Below are 22,337 nucleotides of genomic sequence, written 5' to 3'. Positions count from 1 at the left end.
CAGTAAGACCTTTACCAGCCTGAAGTTCAGCTAATGCTTTGTTGAAATCGAAAGATTGAGTCATGTGTCACTCCTGTTTTCTTAATAATACTGAAATGACACAGATTTCTAAACACTACCACTTGATGCGACAACTAACTTGAAAAACACCGGCTTCGACTAATGATTTATTTGTAAGTATGGCAATATCTTTATCGCTAATCGGCTTTTTCAATTTATTTGCCTCTTCGTTTCTATCCCTTCTCTTACTCTCTGTTACTATACGTTTAAAAGTATCGAGGTCTATTCCGTCAGGAAATAACGAGAAGGATTCCAATGTACGTTTCTGATGTTCCTCTAATGAACGGTAAGAATAAAGAATAGAAACATAAAGAGACTCTTGCCGATTAATATTCAAATCAACTTCATCGTCAAACATTAAAGTTAAGTCTTCTTCTTTAACCTTATCAAAAAAGTCGTCTTCTAACTCTTGCTTTAACTCTTTTAAGCTTTTACCCGCTGGCATACCATCACAAATTAACTTAATGGCTAACGGGTTATTATTTAGCAGTGGTTCTAGAATTTTTCTGCGCGCAAACTCTTGATCTTTATCACTGCGATAACCGTTTTTAGTTAGGCGATTAAATAATGCTAATGCTTCTTCAGATTCCATTTGCCGGAATGGCAACACATCTTCCCACTCTGCATTAATGCTTTCTCTGGAAGTAACCAACACATTTGCGTAAATTAGTGCTTGCGATAACAAGAACTTAACTTGTTCTACCTCTTGCTTGTTTTGGCTTTTATCCGCTTGTTTTAAATACAATAAACTTTCTAAGTTATCAAAAATCAGTAAACGCTGTTGCTGATCATGATGTTTTGCTAAGTGACCAAATAAATCATCAGCGGCAAGTAAGTTAAAGGCACTGCCGATGTGTATTTCAAGCTGATTGCTACTTGAGATATGTTCACAATCGATAAAATACACACCTGCATCAAAATGCCCGCGATTCGCTAATTCCAATGCCACTTTTTTTGCTATTGTTGTTTTACCTAAGCCTCCACTGCCTTTAATTGTTAATAACCTTTGTTTGTTGGCTGCTTTAGCAAGCTTTTGGCTGATATCCGCTAAATCAGATAAACGCCCTGTAAAGCCTTGCAATTCACTTGTATTAATACCTTTAGGTAGTAATGGTTGATACTTATGCCAATGCTGACGGTTTTCTGGTTTCAGGGATTCTAATAACTCACCACTAATATGCACCGATTGAACATCACTTTTATCAATGAAGTGTTTAACATCCGGCCTTTTAAATAGCTGATGTGCTAATTTATCAAGAGGTTTAAGATCTTTGCCTTGTTGATTTAACAGAGGGAAAACCAGTAATGGAAACTTAACTTGCCCTAGTTCTTGCTCATTCAATAGTTTATCTGTGATCAACACTGTTATTTTAGCATTAATTGGTAAGCTACTTTCTAGTTCATCAATTGCTAAGTAATCACTACAAGCGTTATCGTCTTCAATCAACAATCCACTACTCGTTGTTTTGGCCAATAAAAATAAAATGGAATAAACATCAGCCTCCATTAAGTTACTTTCAGTAAAAGCTTGTTGCGAAATAGGATATTTAAACTTTTTAAGTTTTGCGATGATATCCGAATCATCTATTGGCTTATCTAAAGGTGAGGCTGTAAATAGACCAATTTTATCGTGCTTATTTGGTTCTTCCTTAAGTGGTTGAATTGATTCTTTTGGTTGCTGCTCTTGTTGATTTTTGCATTCAACCAATTGATGTACAGCATCAATTAACGGTTGACCAAAGTCACTAAAAGTAATTGTATTAACTGGGATGCCAGTCAATTTAGCATCAATTGCCTGCTTATCACTTTCTCTTACCAGCGCATAATGAGGACCAGTATTATTATCAAACAATTTATTTTGTTTTACTATTGCAGCCAATAGCTCTGCGTCATCAAGTGAACAACCAATAAAAAGAATAATCTTGTTGCTTAACAGCTCTTTGAACTTGGTAAGCGCAGCCTGATAATGTTCTTCAGCATCTTCTTGGTATAACCGATTATATGATTGTGGAGTAAGCACCATATGCTTAGGATTTTCGATTTTACCATGCAAATGCCAAAGCATTTCTTGGGAGCCATTGCGTGAAAATTCTGCAAGTCGATTTGTATTTTCGTTATCAAAAGCACAAACATTAACTGATTCTGTATGTGCCCATTCTAATACCTTGTCATAATTTAAGGTTACAAGCCTGTTACTTAATTGCCAAATTGCTTGTGGTAACGCCTTACAGCTATCGTCCAATTGAGTGAAATCTATTACAAATTGGGATTGCATAAAATCATACCAGCGCCTGCCTGACAATTGCTCTTGAGCTTCTTGTGCAGCTTGTTGGAGCTTTCCTTTCTTCACAAGCAATTTTACTAGATGACTATCATCTAATAACTCTTCATCTTCCAATCTTTCTGCTGCAAAATTAAGTAGTTCAGGCCAAGATGGAAAAGCCCTACTCCCATCTTTGTTTTCGACAGACATAGAAACACCTGCACCAATCAAAGGAATAACGTCATTGCTAGCTAAGTATTTTTTAAAGATTGGGGAATTAAAAGTTCTGCCATGGAAAATCCATATTATTTTATTGCATTAGGCACTATGCCACTGAAAAGCAGGGAAATTCAAGTGCTATTATACTTTCAACCTGATAACTACCTTGCTTATCTCTCGGCTGGCCGGTAATAGCCGTAGATACACATATATTTCGTGTATCTAACCGTACCAAGCTTGCAATGGGTAAAGATGTTGTAGCCGTTGAGCAAAAACTTGAAAAAGTAGTACCTGCAGAATTTAAAGTAGACGTACACCACTGGCTAATACTGCACGGGCGCTATACCTGCGTAGCACGTAAGCCAAAGTGCGGCAGCTGTATTATTGAAGACTTGTGTGAGTTTAAAGATAAGACTGAATAGCCCCAAAAGCGCGGCATAAAACCGCGCCTACAAATACAACACCAAACCCATAGTCACGAGTTTACCTCGCGCAATAAAGCATAAGCCCCAAAAACGCTGCATAAAGCCACGCCTACAAACATAACACCAACCCTGTAGTCGCGAGTTTACCTCGCGCAATAAAGTATAACCCCCAAAAACGCAGCATAAAGCCACGCCTACAAATACAACACCAAACCCGTAGTCGCGAGTTTACCTCGCGCAATAAAGCATAAACCCCAAAAACGCAGCATAAAGCCGCGCCTACAAACATAGCACCAACCCTGTAGTCGCGAGTTTACCTCGCGCAATAAAGAATAAGCCCCAAAAATGCGACATAAAGCCACGCCTACAAATACAACACCAAACCCGTAGTCGCTAGTTTACCTCGCGCAATAAAGCATAAACCCCAAAACGCTGCATAAAGCCACGCCTACAAACATAAAACCAAAATATTTCTCGGCTTTCATCTTTCCCAAACTCACTAGGGCGTTTAAGACTAACAGTGAAAATTATCAAAGTATTAATTTCACAACGATCACTCCTTTAGTTATGCTAGTGAGCATTATAAAATTATATTGCGAAACCCTCTATGCTACCTCTACTTCGTATCTTGATAATTGAACAAGACCCAGCCACCTTACAAGGGCTTTCAACTAATCTGTCAAAGACTATTCCTAACTTTGAGCGAGACGATATTCATATCGATATTATTGAATGCCTTGAGCTTAAACGCGCGTTGGAACATGTAGAGGAAGATGGTGATATTCAAGCCGTGGTTCTCAGTTGGGATATGCACAACAAAGTGGGTGAGCGAATGTATAGCCGCTTTATTGAAGAGTTAAAGGCAATTCGTCTTGAGCTGCCGGTTTATGTTATTGGCGACGACACTAAAGGGCTGGAGATCGTAAACGAGTCAGAAGAAATCGAATCATTCTTTTTTAAAGATGAAGTAATTTCTGACCCAGAAGCCATTTTAGGTTATATGATCAACGATTTTGACGACCGCTCTGAAACGCCATTTTGGACGGCGTATCGTCGTTACGTTGGTGAAGCAAACGACTCTTGGCATACACCGGGTCATAGTGGGGGTTCTAGCTTTAGAAACTCACCTTACATCAAAGATTTTTATCAGTTTTACGGCCGCAATGTATTTGTTGGCGACCTGTCGGTTTCGGTAGACTCGCTAGGCTCATTATCAGACAGCACTAATACTATTGGTCGCGCTCAAGAATCAGCTGCGGCAACGTTTGAAGTTAAGCACACCTACTTTGTTACAAATGGTTCATCTACCTCAAATAAAATCATCTTGCAGACGCTCCTGCGTAAGGGAGATAAAGTAATTGTCGACCGTAATTGCCATAAATCAGTACACTATGGCATCTTGCAATCAGCTAGTTACCCCATTTACTTGGCGAGTATCTTAAATCCAAAATATGGCATTTTCGCGCCACCATCGTTGGCCGACATCAAGTTAGCAATTGAAAACAATACTGATGCTAAATTACTAGTGCTTACCGGTTGTACTTACGATGGCTTACTTAGCGACCTAAAACAAGTCGTAGATTATGCTCATCAATATGGTATTAAGGTATTTATAGATGAAGCCTGGTTTGCATACTCTTTGTTTCATCCTAGCTTTCGTCATTATTCTGCGATACATGCAGGGGCTGACTACATTACGCATTCGGCGCATAAAGTAGTATCGGCGTTTTCTCAAGCGTCTTATATTCATATTAACGATCCCGATTTTGATGCCGATTTCTTTCGAGAGATTTATAGTATCTACGCTAGTACATCGCCTAAATATCAGCTTATTGCATCGCTTGACGTGTGCCAAAAGCAATTAGAGATGGAAGGCTATAAGCTGCTCAATGCGCTGCTAAATCATGTTGAGGAGTTTAAACAACAGATGGCCTCGCTTAAGCAAATTAAAGTATTAGCTAAGCAAGACTTTATGGAAATATTCCCGCATTTTAGTGGTGATAATATGGGCCACGACCCATTAAAGATCCTTATTGATATTAGTGAGCTACCTTACTCATTAAAAGATATTCATAAATATCTACTGGATGAAATTGGGCTAGAGATAGAAAAATACACACACAGCACCATTTTGGTTTTACTGACGCTTGGCGGCACGCGCTCAAAAATAATTCGTTTGTACAATGCATTGAAAAAGCTAGACAGCGGTAAAGTAAAACTATCGAAATCGACGCGTAGAGCTCGCTTACCTGAAAATTTACCAGCCATAGACTTGGCGTGTATTCCAAGCGATGCTTTTTATGGCGACCGCGAATCTGTGCCTATTAGCAAAAGTAACAACCGCATTTGTGCAGGTTTAGTTACTCCATACCCACCGGGCATACCGCTTTTAGTCCCAGGCCAGCATATTACTGATGATCATGTTGAATACTTGCAAGAGTTGGCAAGCCAAGGACTGACGATTCAAGGCAGTTTCGATGGTGAAATTTATGTTCTTAAGGGTAAGGTTAAAAAATAAAGGTATTGGTTTAATACTATCTCGAGCATTATTACTGGCGGTAGTATCGTAAGATATTGCCGCTGTAACATTGAAGGTTTGTGTGAGTTTGAAGATCAAACGGGCTAGATTTTTTGTTTCCTTTGGGCTGTGAGTTCAGCCACTCGACAACATAAAATGTTGATGATAATTGGCAAGGTATTTTACTGTGTCGGATGCCGCTTCGCTTATCCGTCCTACACTGGCACATACCAGTCTACATAACTAATCTAACTTGAATTATAAACATGAAAAAAGGCGGTAAAACCGCCTTTTTAATGAGATTTAATGTTTAACTATTATTACAGCTTGTAGCTTAAACCTAAGAATAAGCGTGGGCCGTAGTCATTCACTTCACCTAGGTTACCTTCAACAAAGAAATCTTGTGATTTAGGTGCGCTGAACAAGTTAATTGCTTCTGCTTTAACTCTAAAGTGCTCATCAATTTTGTATGATGCGCGCATTTCCCATACGCCTACGCCATCAACATAACGAAGTCGAGTACCATTTGTAGTATATGGTTGGAAATACTCACTACGATATTTGTAAATAACGGCAGTATCAAACCCACCAATTTGGTAGTACAGCTGGCTGCTAAATACATGCTTTGAGAAGCCAGGTACTGAAGCCGACTCAACAATACCGTCAGTTAATTGTGTAGTATTACCGTCTACATCAGTAACAAACGTATCGCCGTATAAGCTATCTTGGAACTCAAAGTCAGTGTCTGCATAGTTGTAACCAAATTTCATACCGATGCCATTATCCCAGCGGTAAGAAAATGAAGCTTCTAGGCCTAGTATTTCACTGTCCTCGTCTGACGTAACAGAGTTGGTGATTGGTAGTGAAACTGTTTCACCACCAACAGTAAATTCTTCAATTACGGTTTGTTGTTGAAAACCGCCATTGAACTGTTTGTAGTATAGGCTTAACGCTAAGATTGAATCTTCGTTAGGGTACCATTCAAACGCAGCGTCGTAGTTCCAAGACATAAGTGGTTGAGTGTCTGGATTACCAGAACCATTTACACCCACTAATAAATCGCTGATTGATGTTGCTGTACCTTCTGTATCTTCTTGGAATGTACGGCTATAGCCTAAATCAGATGGATCTGCGCGTGACATACCACGGTATATACCTGCACGGAATAAAATATCTTCACTGTAATCAATAACTAGGTTAAAGCTTGGTAAATACTTAGTGTAATCGCCACCGCTTTTTATTTTATCTAGTGAACCATTATCTGATTCAACCAGAGATAGTACACCGGTATCACTTGTTACAACATCAAAGCTATTTCTAAAACCAATCGAAGTTACTTCTGTGTCTACAATACGAAGACCAAAGTTACCGCGAATGAATTTGCCAAACATTTCAGTATCGTAGTTAGCCATTAAGTACACTGATGTTGTTTTTTCTGTTACATCAATTGTACCTGCATTTTCATATTCAACTTCTGGGTAAGCAAACACACCATCAGCGTTAGAACCAGCTACAGCTTGTGAGAAACATACGTTGTCGTATGTAGCCCATGATGAACCTGTACCGCTATCTACAACGTTACCGTCACTATCGACATTTGTTACGATATCGCCATCAGATACACTTGATAAAAAGCCTGATTCAGGGAAATCGATTTGACAACCCTGTAATACGTCAAGCACTTCAGTACCAGAGTCTAGTGTAAATTCATTTCTTGAACCGTTACCTTGGCTACCACCATACTGTAGGAAGGTCATTTCAGATGTTCTAATACCACCTTGAATACTGGTGAAAACATTGCCATCTAAGGTATACTCAAAATCTAGTCGCGCTGAAATAACTTCGTTTTCACGAACATTTTCACGGTCAAGTCGTGTTCTTAGGCTATCTGTAAAGTTTGAAATATCTGTTACGTCAAAGTCTGTTAATGTGAAATGAGGGATTTCATCGCCCATATCCCAAGAAAAGAAAGTTTGGCTTGAGGTTCTACCACGGTTAGATATTTGAAGTTCTTCGCGTTCTGTTTTTGAGTACGCTAAATCTAAATCAACAGTTAATCTATCTGTAACTGTATGTTCTATATTTATGCCATAACCTTGGTAGTTTTCTTCACGAGAAAATTGCTCACCCGCTGATTCAATGCGCTCTTCACCTTCCCAATGTAAAATACCGCCTACATCGTTAGTTACAAGTGTTGGACCGGTTACACCAGGTGTTGCTCGTTTTTGTAAAAAGATTAAATCGTGGCGTGCTTCTTTTTGTGTTCTATCTGATATTTGTGCATCAAAGTTAACATCCCAATCAGCTGACGGCTGGTACTGCAGTGCAAAAAACATTGCATCACGCTCATCTGATGTTTCGTTTTGGCGGTAACTACGGCTACTACCAGTCCAAGCATACGGAGTACCATCACTTTCGGCTTTACCCGTTTCAGGATCAATTTTGGTTTGGTAGCCTTGGTTTTTTAATTTTTCGCCACTTACTTGATCTTCACAGTCGCCTGCTTTACTACGATAAAAACCTTCATTGGTATTATTTGGATCGTTTATACACGCCCATAATGAAGAGCCTGATGGGCTAGAGCTTCTGTATTCAGCTTCTGGTTGACTAATATCTTGGCGCTGTACACCAAAAGACACACCTATGGCTTGGCCATTATCAAATTCAAACTGGTCAACATAACTAAACGTGCCACGGTAACCCGCGTCACTTTGAAGTGAGTTATCTACATTACCTTCATCTGGGTTGTAATTTAGTTTAACTTCAGCTGATACACGTTGCTTGCCAAAATCAAGTGGAGTTATAGTTTCAAGTGCAATAACACCTGCAACACCGCCTTCAATCATTGACGCATCTTGCGTTTTATAAATTGCTACTTTTTTTACAAGTTCAGATGGAAACTGCGAAAAGTTAACTGAGCGGTCACCACTACCATTAGTCGCTTCACGACCATTAATGTGTGTTGCACTTAAAAATGGACCAAGACCACGGATAGTGATTTCTGTAGCACCACCGTTTTCACGGTGAGATGCAGCACCTGTAATTGATTCAAGTGCTTCGCCGATAGAAAGTGCTGGTAAATCACCAATGTCTTCTGATGATAAGCCATCAACAACGGTTGTTGACTCGCGCTTGATCGCTATTTGATCTTGTATCGTTCTACGCGTACCTGTAACACTAATTATTTCAACGTCTTCTTCAACTTCTGTCGCTTTTCCCTGATCTTCCTGTGCGCTTGCTGTAAATACGCAAGAACTTGCCATACCTGCGATGACCGCTGTTCTTACCCATTTTGCAACTGGGCGCATTGCAAACTGCCCTGTTGTAGAATTATTGTTATCTCGTGACTTCAACGACATTTTAATTCTCCGCTGGTTGTTGTTGTGTGATTTTAGTGTGTTAGCTTGTTATGTTGATGTATATTTTATGTAACCTTTAACATTAATATACTTAAACGAAGCACTATGATCAACCAATTTTAGATTTAAATATTACCAATAAGTATACCAATTACCATTTATTACCATTACCGCAATGTCAGATAGGTTTAAAGCGAAGAATACGAATAATTGAGAACAAGGAATGATTAGTAAAATTCAATCAAATAAAACTAGGTACTCGGAGCTAATAACACCCAAGTTTGAAGGATTAATTAATGCTGTTACTTAGTAGGTATTTAAGAAATTAGATTCTGATACCTATTGAGTAAGAGAAGTGGATATTAGGAATGCGTTAGATAAATTGTTAAAAAGTAGGGGTTATTATCTTGCCCCTACTTTATTTATATACTAAGTGATGCTTTATAAAATAGCGTTATTATAAAACTCTACAGGCTCATTTGAACCCAAAGCAACAGGCACACGCTGGTGCAAGCTAGTTGGCGCAATATCTAAAATTCGCGTTCCTCTAGAGGTTGCTTTACCACCCGCGTTTTCAACTAAAAGTGCTAACGGGTTTGCTTCATAAAGCAGTCTTATTTTTCCGTTATCGTTACCACTGCGTTTATCTTGTGGATACAAAAATAACCCGCCTCGGCATAAAATACGATGAACGTCACCTACCATCGCTGCATTCCAACGCATTGAGCTTTTTTCAAAGCTTTCACAGGTGTATAGCAATTTATCAAAATACACTTGTGTTGGTTCGTCCCAGTAACGGTAGTTAGCCATATTAACGGCAAATTCACGACTTTGTTCTGGCACACTTAACTGCTTATTTGTCAGTAAGTAACCGCCATGTGTTGAGTCTAACGTATAACAACGCGTAGGACCGCCAGTACTCATTACAAGTAATGATGAAGGGCCGTATAACACATAGCCTGCACATACTTGATTTACACCGGGCTGACTAAATTGCTCGTCGCTATCAAAAGGAACATCATCACGGGCTAAGTAAATAGTAAATATAGTGCCTATTTGCCCATTAACATCAATATTAGAAGAGCCATCTAACGGGTCAAAAGCAACAATAAACTTACCTTCAGGGTGGCCACCTACCGCATGATCTTCTTCCTCTGATGCAACAGATCGAACGCTGCTGTCGTCAAGTAGTATGTCTTTAAGTAGTTGGTTTGCAATTACATCAAGCTTTTTTTGAACTTCACCTTGAACGTTTTCATTCAAAGTTGAGCCTAAAACACCGGCTAATTCACCTTGGCTTACTCGAAAAGCAATTTCTTTACTGGTCGCTAAAATTGTGCGAATAAGTAAAATAAGATCGGTATCTACACCGTCTTCTTTCAATACTGTATTTAATCTTTTCATGCGCTATACCTGTTTACACAATTTAGATCGTCAAAGCATTGCTCTAGCCTTGCAACCATACTTTGCTCTGAATGACGCAACCATACACGAGGGTCATAGTATTTCTTGTTTGGCTTATCATCCCCGTCAGGGTTACCAATTTGCCCTTGTAGGTATGCTTGGTTATCTTTGTAGTAGTCTAAAATACCTGTCCAACACGCCCATTGCGTATCGGTATCAATATTCATTTTAACTACACCATAGGTTAAAGACTCTGCAATTTTATCGTACTCAGAACCACTACCACCATGAAACACAAAGTTAATTGAGTTGCTTGGTAGATTAAATTTTTCTGATACGTAAGCTTGTGAATCTTTTAAAATAGTTGGTGTAAGAACAACGTTTCCTGGCTTATATACACCGTGAACATTGCCAAAAGACGCTGCAATTATAAAATTAGGGCTAATACGACTTAAACGTTCGTAAGCAAATGCAACATCTTCAGGCTGAGTGTATAAAGAAGAGCTGTCTAGGTGTGAGTTATCAACACCGTCTTCTTCGCCGCCCGTGCAGCCAAGCTCAATTTCAAGCGTCATACCTATTTTTGCCATACGCGTTAAGTAACGTTCACAAATTTCGATATTTTCTTCTAAAGGCTCTTCTGACAAATCAATCATATGCGAGCTAAACAGTGGTTTGCCAGTCAGTTCAAAGTGTCTTTCACCTTCATCAAGCAAACCATCAATCCAAGGTAGTAGCTTTTTAGCTGCGTGATCAGTATGAAGCATCACTGCTACTTCATAATGTGCTGCCACTGAATGTACATATCTTGCAGCACTTACCGCCCCAAGCACTGCTGATTGTTGCTCTGGTAAAGATAAGCTTTTACCACAAAAAAATTGAGCTCCACCATTAGAAAGCTGAATAATAACGGGCGAGTTTTTCTTTTTAGCAGCTTCTAGCGTCGCATTTATAGATGTTGTACTAACAACATTTACCGCTGGCAACGCATACTGATTAGTACGCGCATGTTCATACACAGCACTTACTTCATCGCCAACGATTACGCCTGGCAGTATTGTTGGGGCTAAATAATTCATTTATGAAATCCTTTCTATTTTAAAGCCTGGATACAAGAATCAGTAATTGCTTGCCAATTTTCTTGTTCAACCCACTCTTTTTTCGCTATCCAAGTACCGCCAACGGCGAATACATTATTTAAAGAAAGATAGTCCATTTTGTTACTTTCGCTAACGCCGCCTGTAGGGCAAAAGCTGACTGCTCTAAATACTGACGACACAGCTGATACAAAAGGAGCGCCACCAGCAAGCGATGCTGGGAATAATTTTTGCTCTTCAAAGCCATATTCAAGCGCCATTAAAATATCACCTGTGTTTGATACACCAGGAAGTACCGGCACATTACATTTAGCAAGTGCTTCAAGTAACGTAGGAGACACCGCTGGGGTTACAATAAAATCAGAACCCGCTTCAAGTGCTTGCTCCAAAATATCAGTATTGATGACTGTTCCCGCACCTACTTTTAGTTCTGGCACCTGTGCTTTAATAGCTTTTAATGCCTCTATTGATGCCTCTGTTCTTAGCACTACTTCAACTAAAGTAAGCCCAGCATTGGCCATAGCTTTCGCTATTTGAACACCTTGCTCTGGTGTATCTGCTTGAATTATAGGTAGCAGTGTTTGTCCTGACATAAGTTCAGAAAAGCGAGTCATAACGTTGTTCCTTTATAAAAAGTAATGCGGCCGAGGTATGGCGGCCTTTAATGTTTAATTATTTTGTTATACCAATTGCATTAAATCAATGAGCTATTATAGCGACAAGAAAATAGCTCAATAACAAGGCTAAAATTATGATAAATAGTTGTTCTATATAAATAATTTTTAACGTAGTTAGTGAGTTATTTAATACGCTAAGGTGATCATGTTTTTAATAAAATTGGTATCAGATGCCAGCTTCAACCATCGCTAGCTGAAATATATCTTTTGGAGCAATAGCGCCTGGCTGTTGTATAACCGCACCTGCTGCTTTTGCAGCAAGTTGTACAGCACTTGAAATTGATTTATCAGATAAACGAGCACCTAAATAAACACCGTTAAAAGCATCGCCTGCTGATGTCGTATCTACAACATTTGTTACCGGTATTATAGTGTGGCTTTGAAGGGTATCGCCCTCTTTTGTCACTACCGATTCAGGGCCATTTTTAACAACAATTTCTTCAATTTGGTAAGGCTTTAAATATTCAACAACTGCTTCTACGCTATGAACGTCATAAAGTGTTGTTAAATCTTCAACGCCTGGTAGGGTAATATCTGCAAACGTAAAGGCTAAATGATACTGCTCTTTTGTTTCCTCTACACTATTCCACAAACGTGCTCTATAGTTAGGATCAAAAACGATTTTAACCCCAGCATCTTTAAGCTGCTTTACAACTTTCCAAAAGTCTTCACGTGCACTTTCTTCAATTATTGCTAATGAGATTCCTGAAAAGAAAAACATATCACCTTGGCTAAGCTGCTCGAGTGCATCAGCATCTAAAAAATCAACAACCTTTTTAGCTGCAGAATCATTGCGCCAATAAATAAAGCTACGCTCACCATGCTCATCAGTTTCTATGTAGTACATACCAGGTACTTTGGTATCGTGAGTAAATACAAGTTGCGTATTTATATGTTCACTCTCAAAGCGTTCTAGCATTTTTTTACTTAAATTATCTTGACCTAAAGCCGTAACAACCGAAGTAGTAACCTGCGGGAAGCAACGTTTTAAATACACTGCAGAATTATAAACATCGCCTGCAAATGATTGGTGCAGTGTTGCCGCGCTCATAGCTCTAAGCTCGAGCATGCATTCACCGATAAAGTAAATATTTTTCATCTTGGAAGTTACCCTATGTAGTTAACTGCTATGCACTTATACAAAACATATTGGCATAGCAGTTATTATCTAGATTATTGAGGCTTTTTAAGAGGTTCTATTTTTGGAATTAAAATCCAAACAGCTGCCATTGCTATGATGGCTAAAGAAGCACCAATTACAAATGCTGGTGTGTAGTTACCATCAGCAGTAAGAAAAGGTACTAGCGATGTAAGACCTACAGCACCAAGCTTTGCCGCCATACCAGAAAAACCTGATAATGTACCCACTGCTTTTTTACCTAACAAATCACTTGGTAGTGTTTGCACGTTACCAATTGCAGTTTGAAAACCAAATAATATAACAGCCATAATTAGTACCGCTGTTGTTGGTCCGCCTGGATTTGCCATTGCAAGTAGCGCTGGTAACATAATTAAACAACCCAGCGTAATAGTAAGCTTACGTGTTTTATCTGTATTCCAACCTGCTTTGAGTCGGTTTTGAGCCAATAAGCCACCAAACCAAGCACCAAACATAGCGCCAACATAAGGTACCCAACCGTATATACCAATAGATTTAACATCCATACCGTATACTTCGTTTAGGTAAATAGGGATCCAAAATACAAATAACCACCAAATTGGGTCAATTGCGGCAGAGGCAATGATTACACCCCAGCTTTGCTTACGAGAAAGTAACTCAGCAGTTGTAGGGTTATATTCCTCTTCGTCTTCACCAGTTACATCACCGTTGTCATCAACACGTCTTTGACCCGTTAAGATATATTCACGTTCTTCGGCAGTCAGCCAAGGATGTGAGCTAGGCGGCGCTTTAACTAAAATTAACCATGGAACTAACCAAAGGAAACCTAATGCACCAACAAAAACAAACACCATTTGCCAGCTAAAGTAGATAGTTAAATAAGCAATTAAAGGAATAGCAATAATACCGCCAATTGCGGCGCCAGAGTTAAAAATACCCTGTGCTAAAGCACGTTCTTTAGTAGGGAACCATTCTGCGTTACCTTTAGCTGCACCAGGCCAGTTACCGGCTTCTGCTACACCTAAGATTGCGCGAAAAATACTAAGACTAAGTACACCTTGTGCAAATGCATGCGCAACGGTTGCAATAGACCAAACACCTATTGATAGTACAAAACCGAAGCGTGTGCCCACCCAGTCAAATATTTTACCAAAGATTGCCTGACCAAATGCATAAGCAAATACAAACACAATAGAAATATTAGCGTATATTTGTTTGCGTTCTAGCGCTGATTCATCAGGAAATAAATCTTCAACAATGTCCGGCCAAAGCACACTAAGTGCTTGGCGGTCGATATAGTTAATAATGGTAGCTAGCGCTATTAGCGCTATAACCCACCAACGTAAGCCTTTAAGTTGCATAATTAATCCTCAAGAAAGTCTTCACGCGCTGGGCTAAAAGTATCAATCAGGATTCCGCCTGTTGGGCAGGTAGCTCCATGATCAGCAAATGGTGGGATTAAGCAGCTATCACCCGGTTTTAAGATTTTAGTTACGCCATCAATGTTAAAGTGAAACTCACCTTCAACAACATACGTTACTTGAGAATGTCTGTGAGCATGGTTATAACCAATAGCCCCTTTCTCAAACCAAATTTTAACAGCCATTAGCTCTTCGTTATAACCTAGCATTTGACGTTTTAGACCATTTCCTAAGTCTTCTATTTCGGTCTCGTTACCAAATGAAAAGTTTGCGCTTTGCTTTTGCATCCTATTTACTCCTGATTATTGTTCATCATATAAACGCCTAATCGGCCATTTAAAGTGAACTCTTTATTTTGATAATTGAATGTGTTTTTAGCTGATGTTTGTGGTTTATTAATTGCCACTAAATATGAGTTGCCTTTAATATCAAGTTCAACAAGTGTTAAATCGCCCTGCTGACTATATTCAAGCTTTGTAACTCGACTAACAGCTTCTAGGGTATATTCTTTACTTGGGTTGTACTCACCATGTGGCTCTAATACAGATATAAACTTATGTTGCTTTTGACCCTCAACACGACGAATAAAACCATTTTCGTTGCGTAAATTAAAGTGAGGGTCGTTTGCGCCTATTTGAGTAAACAAGAAAGACTCATCACCTTTAACCAAGCTCGTTTGCGTATAAAAACGACCATTTTCGTTTAGCCACGTTACTTTAGCTAAACCACTTTGAGGTTGCGCTTGAGCTTTAAGCCATAAATGTTGGTAGCCATTTTTAGTACCTAGCGCAGACAGCTGCGTTGCATTTGCTTTTAACTCAAAGCTGGTATCGATAAGCTGACCTTTATAATGCAAAGGCAGGTCAAGCTGATGCGCTTTATTTGCAACAACATCAAATATATCAAGTGCAACTGTGCTTTGTAGTTCAGGTAAGTTAATAAGTGCAAGCGTACGCTCAAGATCAACGCCTTTATAAGCTGTGCTTATTTCGCCGCTTGAAACCGTGCCGTATTTATTTGTTTCGAAAAAGTTAAGTGTAGGGTAATTACTATTTCCTACTTCAACATTTGCATTAAAATGCGTTGTTTCGTCAACCACTACCGTATTGTGCGCAACAGTGTGTTTAGCGTAAGTTTCGTTTTCAGGTAAATAACGACCGCCGTATTTAGCTTCTACATTTAAAAAACGTGCTGCGCCATAATCAGATACAATTTCATTTCCGTGGTCGTAAAACTGCCATGTTAATTTATCAAAATGACCATGGCCCAAACCTTGTGCAGCAGGTTTAAACAGCAGTGCTTGATCGCCACCTACCTGCGTTCTCATTACAACTAGAGCACCTTGTTTACCATCATTACCATCACCGAAGGCAACAGATTTAAACGAATAAGGTTTTGCCATGTTGTTATCAAGTGCTTGAGCTACTTTTAGCCCATCACCAGAGAGAATTATTTGGTCTTGTTGCTTAGCAATATCTAAATAACCTGCATCGTTGGTTAAGCCGTACGCTGCCGTTACACCATTTACTAACTCAATGGTATCGATGCCTTTACTTTTTATTGCATCGTTAATTGGGAAGAACAAACCGTTGTAGCTAAGTTGAATCGTCGTATCAATCGCTTTTAATAATATGCCATCGCGATATTCAAAGATTTTTCTTTGTGGTTCGTTGTTTTCAATCGCTTTAGCAAACGTTACAAATGGTAATAGTGCAAAGCGTTGATAGTAAGGACCTTCGTTATAGTAACCTTGTGGTGAAAACAGCATCTCTAGCTGCTTAATAAAGCCACCCTTACCCGACTTTTCTAAATCGTATAATGATTTTTCTACCCACTCAGGTTCACCTAATACATACCCTGCCATGCCAACACCCGCTGTTGCCCATGTTCCATGGTTATGTACTTTATTAAATGTAGACGGTTGGCCTACAGATGTGAACAACGAAACAGGACGGAGTAAGTCATTCTCGATTGTTTTAATATTATCGGCATTTAACGAGTCATAAATTAGATCATAAGCTTGTATTGTGTACACAAGCCACATTGCTTCATTTAGGCTTTGCCAAAAGAATTTCCCTGGGTTTTGCGAGTCCATTTTACGTTTTGGATGCAGACCAAGCGTTGGGTATAATTTTGCGTACTCAAGCAACATATCACGAACATAGTTTGCGTATTTATCATCTTGGCTTAATTGATAAATAATGCCCGCGTTGTACATAAGTTGGTAATTCTTCTTATGGCGCTCATGTGTATAACCACCACCGCCATCTTTTGGAACGGGTACAGTGATAGGCTGTGCAATTTGTTCATCTACTTGCGCTTTTAGCAATTCAAACGCAGTAGCAAACTTTGTGCTACCGTTGCTACTAATTGCATGGCGCATTTGCTTAACATCATCAGTAGTAATCACTAAGTTTGGGTGCGCTGCATGCGCCCCCAGTGATGTAAGTAATGTAATTGCAGCTACAGCAGCTATTTTAAAACGTGTTTGGCATTTTAATAAGTACATAGTATTTACCCTGCCTTATTTAAAATGTTGTTATTTTTTAATACTGCTGTATGTGGGCCTTTAACTCTTAACTCTTTAACACTTGGTGCTTTAGTGGCATCAAATGTATTGCCTGAGATTTCAGTTTTAGGCTCGCCTACTGTGTGCTCTACAACAATAGGAGCAGATTTAACAAATTTATTATCTTTGATATTAGTAACCTGAACACCATGAACATAAATGCTCGCTTGCTCTTTGTTACGCTTACCAAGGCCGACATTATTAAGCGTGTTATTTGTCATTTCAAAATGAGGACCAAATGTACTTTCATCAGTGCCACCACGGTAAAGCTTAAGTACACCGCCTTCTACATTATTAAATGTATTATTATTTACAATGGCGTATTCCGCGTTATAAACACCTAAGTCTTCAATTTCAGTATTTAGACCTAAAATGTCACCTGTTACTGTATTAAAGGTATTACCTGTAACAATAATTTCGTCAGCCATTGCACCTTTACCAGTGATAAAGAAATGGAATGAATGATTAATATCTAAAGCATTTAACTCTGAGTTGGTCATTACAAAGCGGTAATTATCAACCATACCCCATTTTTGCGTACGAACAATGCTGTTACCTATTGCATCTGGCGCGTTTTCACCTGAAATAGATAAACCATCTAGTTTTAAGCTGCCGCCATCATGTATTTCAAACAAGGTAGAGCGTTGAAAAGTAAGTTTAGACTTTGTGTTCTGCTTTGCTTTAATTGTCAACGTTTTATCAATTTTAACCAGTTTAGAAACATCATACTGGCCAGGCGCTAGTTCTAGAACATCACCCGACTCTGCATTATCAATAGCGTCTAGTAATGCACTTACATCAGCTTTAACAGAATGTGTCTTACCAGAATCAAAATCAACTAAAGCAGGTACTTTTGCATACCAGCTAACACCGGTATCTTCTTTTTTAAGTACTTTTAAATCGCGCTTTGCACCTACATTTAAACTTTTAGATGTTGGGTAAAGTAGACCATTACTTGCTTTTTTAAGCGTGATTTTTTCTTTTTTTACACCGTACGTTAGCTCAGAAAGTACTTTTGTATCAGCAATGTTGTTACTTAGTACCAGCCCGCTTACATCATCAAATGTTGTAAATGGCTGTTCACCATCTTGAGTTATGATTAAGTTGTTTTTCATTACGCTATCTTTAGGTGCAGCGCTACGCTCAGCATCGCTACCAGCGGCAAGTTGAATATGACGCACATTTATAAATGTGTTGTTTTCAATTGTCGCATTTTCAACTTGGTGATAACGATTTATAGATGAATTTGGTACGCCGTTCATCACAGTAAAACCACTGCCAAAACGATACCCTGTTAGACCTTGTAGGTAGTTATTTCTTACAATTTGGTCTTTATTGATAACGCGAATACCACCTGTGTGGTCAACACCATTACCAATAAAAATATTTTCTTCTATAAGATTGCCATTACCATGGCGCAGCGTTAATGTACCGCGCGCTTCATAAAATACGTTATTACGAAGGATGTTTTTACCTGATTTAACCGAAACAATTTCGACTTCACCATTGGTACGTTCAAAGTAATTATTTTCAACCAATGTATGCGAATCAGTTAGTGAGTAATGGCTTGTGCCAATACGCAGGGTTTCACCACCGTTAGAACCAAAAGTAGGACGGTAGCCAAAATAGTTGTTATCTATACGATGATAGTTTTCCTGGCTTGCTTTAGTGTTTAAACGAACAGCAACTGTCACACCTTTATTTCGTTTGCCAACTAAATGACTATGATCAAAGCGGTTATGTTGTCCATATAAGGCAACCCAATAATCAGACTCTCGTTTGTCTGGATTACTGTAATTATCGATTACTGTTTGAGTAACTCGTGAATTGTAGGCTAATTCATTTTTATTTTTACGAAATTCTATTACAGCTGAGCTCGGTGTGTAGCCGTCTTTAAATACTAAACCAGAAGCTTCAAGGTATTTACCTGCAAGTCTTAGGTTAGATTGGCCTGATAGAATTACTTTTCCGTTAGTTTCAGCGGTTAATATAATAGGAGAGTTTTTTGTACCTTGGCCTTCAAGTAAAATTTCGAAGTCAGACCAAGTACCATTTTTAAGTACTACTTTGTCGCCAGCAACTAGATTAGCTGCGATATCATTAAAAGCTTGTTTATTTTCTATAAAATAATCTTTGGCCGCTACTTGTGTGGATATGCAACCGATGAGAACTAGACTAAGCTTTATTGTATTAATCAAACGCATAGTTAACTCTTTTTCGTTGTGACTGAAAGTAGTGTTTCATCAGAATTAAAAAAGGCTGACATTGCACAAAGACTTTAGTCAATTGGTGTCATGTGTGTTAAAGCGCTTTAAGTTAAAGCTCAAAGCGCTCAATAAGGTCGAGAAGTATTACTTTTCTAACTTTTTGAAGTAATCAAAAATTTCAGGAACGTTACCTTGACCCATACCAGCGTCAAACGCTGCTTGTAGGTTAGCTGATGAACCTTCAGCGATTTTTGATTCAGTACCTAGGTCTTCTACCATTTGTAGGAAGTAGCCTAAATCTTTGTTTGCATTAGCAATCGAGAAACCAAGGTCGCTAACATTATCAACTGCATAGTTTTTACAAAATTGCATAAACGGTGAGTTAGATGGGCCAGTCGACATAATGTCGAAAAGTTGTTGACGGTCAACACCAGCAAGCTCTGCCACTGCAAATGCTTGTGACATAGCACATACTGTCGTCATGCCCATGAAGTTGTTGATAAGCTTAGTTGTATGACCTGCACCTAGCTCGCCAAGATGGAAAACGTTTTCACCTTGATCTTCCAGTACTGGTTTAACTTTATTGAATGTATCAATATCGCCTGCAGCCATAATGTTTAAAAGGCCGTCTTTAGCATGTGCTGGTGTACGACCTAGTGGCGCGTCGATCATGCCTGCGCCTTTAGCTGCTAAATCAGCACCAATTTTTTTAGTAGATGATGGGATAGAAGTACCAAAATCAACTAATACTGCACCTTCTTTAATACCCGCTAGGATACCGTCTTCTGCGTAAACAATTTTTTCTACAACGGCAGACGTTGTAAGACAAAACATAACAATATCTGAACCTTCAGCTAGCTCTTTTGCAGTGCTTGCTGTTTTTGCGCCTCTAGCAACACATGCTGCAACCGCATCTTTGCTAAGGTCCATAACAATTAGCTCATAGCCTTTGTTTTGTAAATTTTCGGCCATGTTGCCGCCCATTAAGCCTAAGCCGATGAAACCGATGACTGGTTTTGACATGAATAACTCCTAAATATGTGGCGCATACTTTTATAAGAACAAGTAAAATTTACTCTATAAATACGCTGTGTCTTTTGTTTCAATTTGTAGAGTAACTTTAAGCTTGAGTTATTTATAAATTAACCTGTGCAAAACGTAACTCTGATTAATTACCAATACATTGTATTCACTCAAACCAAGCAGCTTACCAATTGGTATGCAAAAACTGTATTACCATACGACTTTTTTGTCAACCAATAAGTTAACCAAGCAAACGCCACACTTTTACAAATTACACAAAAATTAATTTAATATCTTATTAAAACACATAGTTACATATCAACAGCGCAATTAAGCAAAGGTTAACTTTAGTTGAACAGTCAGTAACTTTTTTATACTAATAGGTTGACCAATAATTGAGTACTGGGTATTTAAACATCCAAAATTTAATAAAATGATTCATTAATTGGTAATTTATAAAGGTCGAACTCAAACTGTTTTAAGGCCACTCTCATATTAAGCTTGTGATTTATATGTAATGCCTATATATATGGCTAATACATATAAACCCCCTAAAACGCGCTTAATAATAGCGCTTAGTTAAAAATCCCCTTAACTTTGAATAAATAACTAAAGGAACTAAAAATGCGTTTATTACATACTATGCTTCGTGTAGCCGATTTGGATAAATCAATTGCTTTTTATACTGAAATATTAGGTATGAAAGAATTACGCAGAGCTGATAACAGTGAATACAGATACACTCTTGCCTTTGTTGGATATGGCGACGAAGCAGATAACACAGTCTTAGAGCTAACTTATAACTGGGACGAGGATAGCTACGACCTAGGTAATGGATATGGTCATATTGCTATTGAGTTTGATGATATTTACAAAGCATGTGCAGATATTAAAGCTGCTGGCGGCAATGTAAGCCGTGAACCAGGGCCTGTAAAAGGCGGTACTACTGAAATTGCTTTTGTAAAAGACCCAGATGGCTATGCAATTGAGTTAATTCAGAAAAAAGAAGACATGAGTAAATTTTAAATTACTTAACAACCAATTCAAGTAATAACAATTTGCTTAGTGCCAATCTGCTTATATATGGGGTCTATTTAACGTTAAAAAAATTACGCTAGAACTAGGCAAAAATTTTTGTATCTAGTTGTTCTAAATAAAAAATTTTTAACGACGTTATAGTGCAATTTAATTCGTTAAATTGATCAAAGATTTATGCTGGTTGGTATAACTATGGAGAGGTTTAATTTTATATATAGTTCAAATGGTTATGCAGATTGGTATTAAATAAAAGGTGCTTTGCAGCACCTTTTTTTAACGCAACTGACTATCTTTACTACCACGCCTATTAAACGATTTAGCGCTGGCACCATTACCTTCTATCGCAGCTTGGCATTGCACACAGTAGCGTACACCCGGTAACGCAAGCCTTCGTGCTTGTGGGATTTTCTCATCGCACTCATCACATAACTCTGCACTTGCGCCAGATATTAAATTGCTTCTTGCATACTGTACGGCGTCGTTAACACTTGCATCAATTTGATCTTGAATTGCACCGTCTCGCGCCCATCCACTTGCCATAAATCCTCCTAATAAAGTTGGATGTTTAAATTTATGCTACCAAATTGAATCTTTATAAGTACTGAATATTTTTGGGTTTTTGGATTTTTGGATTTTTGGATTTTTGGATTTTTGGATTTTTGGATTTTTGNTTTTTGGATTTTTGGATTTTTGGATTTTTGGATTTTTGGATTTTTGGATTTTTGGATTTTTGGATTTTTGGATTTTTGGATTTTTGGATTTTTGGATTTTTGGATTTTTGGATTTTTGGATTTTATCTTAATAACACTACACTTCCCCATTAAAAAACAAGTAAGTGGCGTCCCCAAGGGGATTCGAACCCCTGTTACCGCCGTGAAAGGGCGGTGTCCTAGGCCTCTAGACGATGGGGACACATAAATGTGTCACTAGGACAACT

14 protein-coding genes, 1 tRNA gene and 1 pseudogene are annotated in these 22,337 nt (G+C 38.5%); 3 read left to right on the top strand and 13 right to left on the bottom strand.

All coding sequences use genetic code 11. The features are described from left to right. Positions 1–115: 115 nt before the first annotated feature. Positions 116–2,533: an SIR2 family protein gene (locus tag I6F10_RS18360; protein ID WP_231620006.1), complete on the bottom strand. Its 2,418-nt coding sequence runs from the start codon at positions 2,531–2,533 to the stop codon at positions 116–118. Positions 2,534–2,715: 182 nt separating this feature from the next. Here I6F10_RS18360 and I6F10_RS18355 point away from each other — a divergent pair. Then, a pseudogene (locus I6F10_RS18355) lies at positions 2,716–2,964 on the top strand (endonuclease III); the annotation flags it as partial. A gap of 610 nt (positions 2,965–3,574) precedes the next feature. Continuing rightward, on the top strand, positions 3,575–5,485 hold the full coding sequence (locus I6F10_RS18350) for an aminotransferase class V-fold PLP-dependent enzyme (protein WP_039489417.1): 1,911 nt from the start codon (positions 3,575–3,577) through the stop codon (positions 5,483–5,485). A 320-nt stretch (positions 5,486–5,805) separates the two neighbouring features. Here I6F10_RS18350 and I6F10_RS18345 read toward each other — a convergent pair whose 3' ends face one another. The 10 genes from I6F10_RS18345 to I6F10_RS18300 all read right to left on the bottom strand — a co-directional run bounded on the left by I6F10_RS18345 (position 5,806) and on the right by I6F10_RS18300 (position 20,362). Beyond that, positions 5,806–8,844, bottom strand: a complete 3,039-nt coding sequence (locus I6F10_RS18345; RefSeq protein ID WP_197099225.1) for a TonB-dependent receptor — start codon at positions 8,842–8,844, stop codon at positions 5,806–5,808. Between the two features lie 441 nt (positions 8,845–9,285). Continuing rightward, positions 9,286–10,248: a class 1 fructose-bisphosphatase gene (locus I6F10_RS18340; protein WP_197099224.1), complete on the bottom strand. Its 963-nt coding sequence runs from the start codon at positions 10,246–10,248 to the stop codon at positions 9,286–9,288. After that, entirely contained in the window at positions 10,245–11,327 is a 1,083-nt protein-coding gene (fbaA, locus tag I6F10_RS18335; protein WP_197099223.1) for a class II fructose-bisphosphate aldolase, read from the bottom strand. Before fbaA ends, I6F10_RS18340 begins: the two co-directional genes overlap by 4 nt. 14 nt (positions 11,328–11,341) lie before the next feature. Further along, the gene (eda, locus tag I6F10_RS18330; protein ID WP_182756262.1) at positions 11,342–11,959 is read right to left on the bottom strand and encodes a bifunctional 4-hydroxy-2-oxoglutarate aldolase/2-dehydro-3-deoxy-phosphogluconate aldolase; all 618 of its coding nucleotides are present in this window, start codon (positions 11,957–11,959) and stop codon (positions 11,342–11,344) included. Positions 11,960–12,188: 229 nt separating this feature from the next. Beyond that, positions 12,189–13,121 (bottom strand): sugar kinase, encoded by a 933-nt coding sequence (locus I6F10_RS18325; RefSeq protein ID WP_197099222.1) that lies wholly within the window; start codon positions 13,119–13,121, stop codon positions 12,189–12,191. A gap of 74 nt (positions 13,122–13,195) precedes the next feature. Beyond that, entirely contained in the window at positions 13,196–14,503 is a 1,308-nt protein-coding gene (locus I6F10_RS18320; RefSeq protein ID WP_002962964.1) for an MFS transporter, read from the bottom strand. Positions 14,504–14,505: 2 nt separating this feature from the next. Next, entirely contained in the window at positions 14,506–14,850 is a 345-nt protein-coding gene (locus I6F10_RS18315; RefSeq protein ID WP_002962963.1) for a cupin domain-containing protein, read from the bottom strand. A gap of 5 nt (positions 14,851–14,855) precedes the next feature. Continuing rightward, the gene (locus tag I6F10_RS18310) at positions 14,856–17,072 is read right to left on the bottom strand and encodes a heparinase II/III domain-containing protein (protein ID WP_197099221.1); all 2,217 of its coding nucleotides are present in this window, start codon (positions 17,070–17,072) and stop codon (positions 14,856–14,858) included. A 5-nt stretch (positions 17,073–17,077) separates the two neighbouring features. Continuing rightward, complete coding sequence (locus I6F10_RS18305; protein ID WP_197099220.1) at positions 17,078–19,336, bottom strand: polysaccharide lyase 6 family protein; 2,259 nt, start codon at positions 19,334–19,336, stop codon at positions 17,078–17,080. 147 nt (positions 19,337–19,483) lie between these two features. Beyond that, the gene (locus I6F10_RS18300) at positions 19,484–20,362 is read right to left on the bottom strand and encodes an NAD(P)-dependent oxidoreductase (RefSeq protein WP_002962960.1); all 879 of its coding nucleotides are present in this window, start codon (positions 20,360–20,362) and stop codon (positions 19,484–19,486) included. Between the two features lie 624 nt (positions 20,363–20,986). Here I6F10_RS18300 and gloA point away from each other — a divergent pair. After that, a complete protein-coding gene (gloA, locus tag I6F10_RS18295) occupies positions 20,987–21,388 on the top strand; it encodes a lactoylglutathione lyase (protein WP_024594782.1) in 402 nt (133 codons plus the stop codon). Between the two features lie 285 nt (positions 21,389–21,673). On the opposite strand, the gene I6F10_RS18290 is transcribed toward gloA, so the two are convergent. Beyond that, positions 21,674–21,940 carry a DksA/TraR family C4-type zinc finger protein gene (locus I6F10_RS18290; RefSeq protein WP_197099219.1) on the bottom strand — a complete coding sequence of 89 codons (267 nt, stop codon included), beginning with the start codon at positions 21,938–21,940 and terminating at the stop codon, positions 21,674–21,676. A gap of 296 nt (positions 21,941–22,236) precedes the next feature. Beyond that, positions 22,237–22,312, bottom strand: a tRNA-Glu gene (locus I6F10_RS18285). Positions 22,313–22,337: the final 25 nt, after the last annotated feature.

This window comes from Pseudoalteromonas sp. SWYJZ98, assembly GCF_015864495.1.
GTDB lineage: Bacteria > Pseudomonadota > Gammaproteobacteria > Enterobacterales > Alteromonadaceae > Pseudoalteromonas > Pseudoalteromonas distincta.
The sequence above is the reverse complement of the archived record's forward strand: the minus strand, read 5'-3'. Positions and strand labels throughout refer to the sequence as shown.

Coding starts and splice junctions, on each gene's coding strand:
- I6F10_RS18360 (WP_231620006.1), bottom strand. CDS start 2,533: ATGTCTGTCGAAAACAAAGATGGGAGTAGGGCTTTTCCATCTTGGCCT.
- I6F10_RS18350 (WP_039489417.1), top strand. CDS start 3,575: ATGCTACCTCTACTTCGTATCTTGATAATTGAACAAGACCCAGCCACC.
- I6F10_RS18345 (WP_197099225.1), bottom strand. CDS start 8,844: ATGTCGTTGAAGTCACGAGATAACAATAATTCTACAACAGGGCAGTTT.
- I6F10_RS18340 (WP_197099224.1), bottom strand. CDS start 10,248: ATGAAAAGATTAAATACAGTATTGAAAGAAGACGGTGTAGATACCGAT.
- fbaA (WP_197099223.1), bottom strand. CDS start 11,327: ATGAATTATTTAGCCCCAACAATACTGCCAGGCGTAATCGTTGGCGAT.
- eda (WP_182756262.1), bottom strand. CDS start 11,959: ATGACTCGCTTTTCTGAACTTATGTCAGGACAAACACTGCTACCTATA.
- I6F10_RS18325 (WP_197099222.1), bottom strand. CDS start 13,121: ATGAAAAATATTTACTTTATCGGTGAATGCATGCTCGAGCTTAGAGCT.
- I6F10_RS18320 (WP_002962964.1), bottom strand. CDS start 14,503: ATGCAACTTAAAGGCTTACGTTGGTGGGTTATAGCGCTAATAGCGCTA.
- I6F10_RS18315 (WP_002962963.1), bottom strand. CDS start 14,850: ATGCAAAAGCAAAGCGCAAACTTTTCATTTGGTAACGAGACCGAAATA.
- I6F10_RS18310 (WP_197099221.1), bottom strand. CDS start 17,072: ATGTACTTATTAAAATGCCAAACACGTTTTAAAATAGCTGCTGTAGCT.
- I6F10_RS18305 (WP_197099220.1), bottom strand. CDS start 19,336: ATGCGTTTGATTAATACAATAAAGCTTAGTCTAGTTCTCATCGGTTGC.
- I6F10_RS18300 (WP_002962960.1), bottom strand. CDS start 20,362: ATGTCAAAACCAGTCATCGGTTTCATCGGCTTAGGCTTAATGGGCGGC.
- gloA (WP_024594782.1), top strand. CDS start 20,987: ATGCGTTTATTACATACTATGCTTCGTGTAGCCGATTTGGATAAATCA.
- I6F10_RS18290 (WP_197099219.1), bottom strand. CDS start 21,940: ATGGCAAGTGGATGGGCGCGAGACGGTGCAATTCAAGATCAAATTGAT.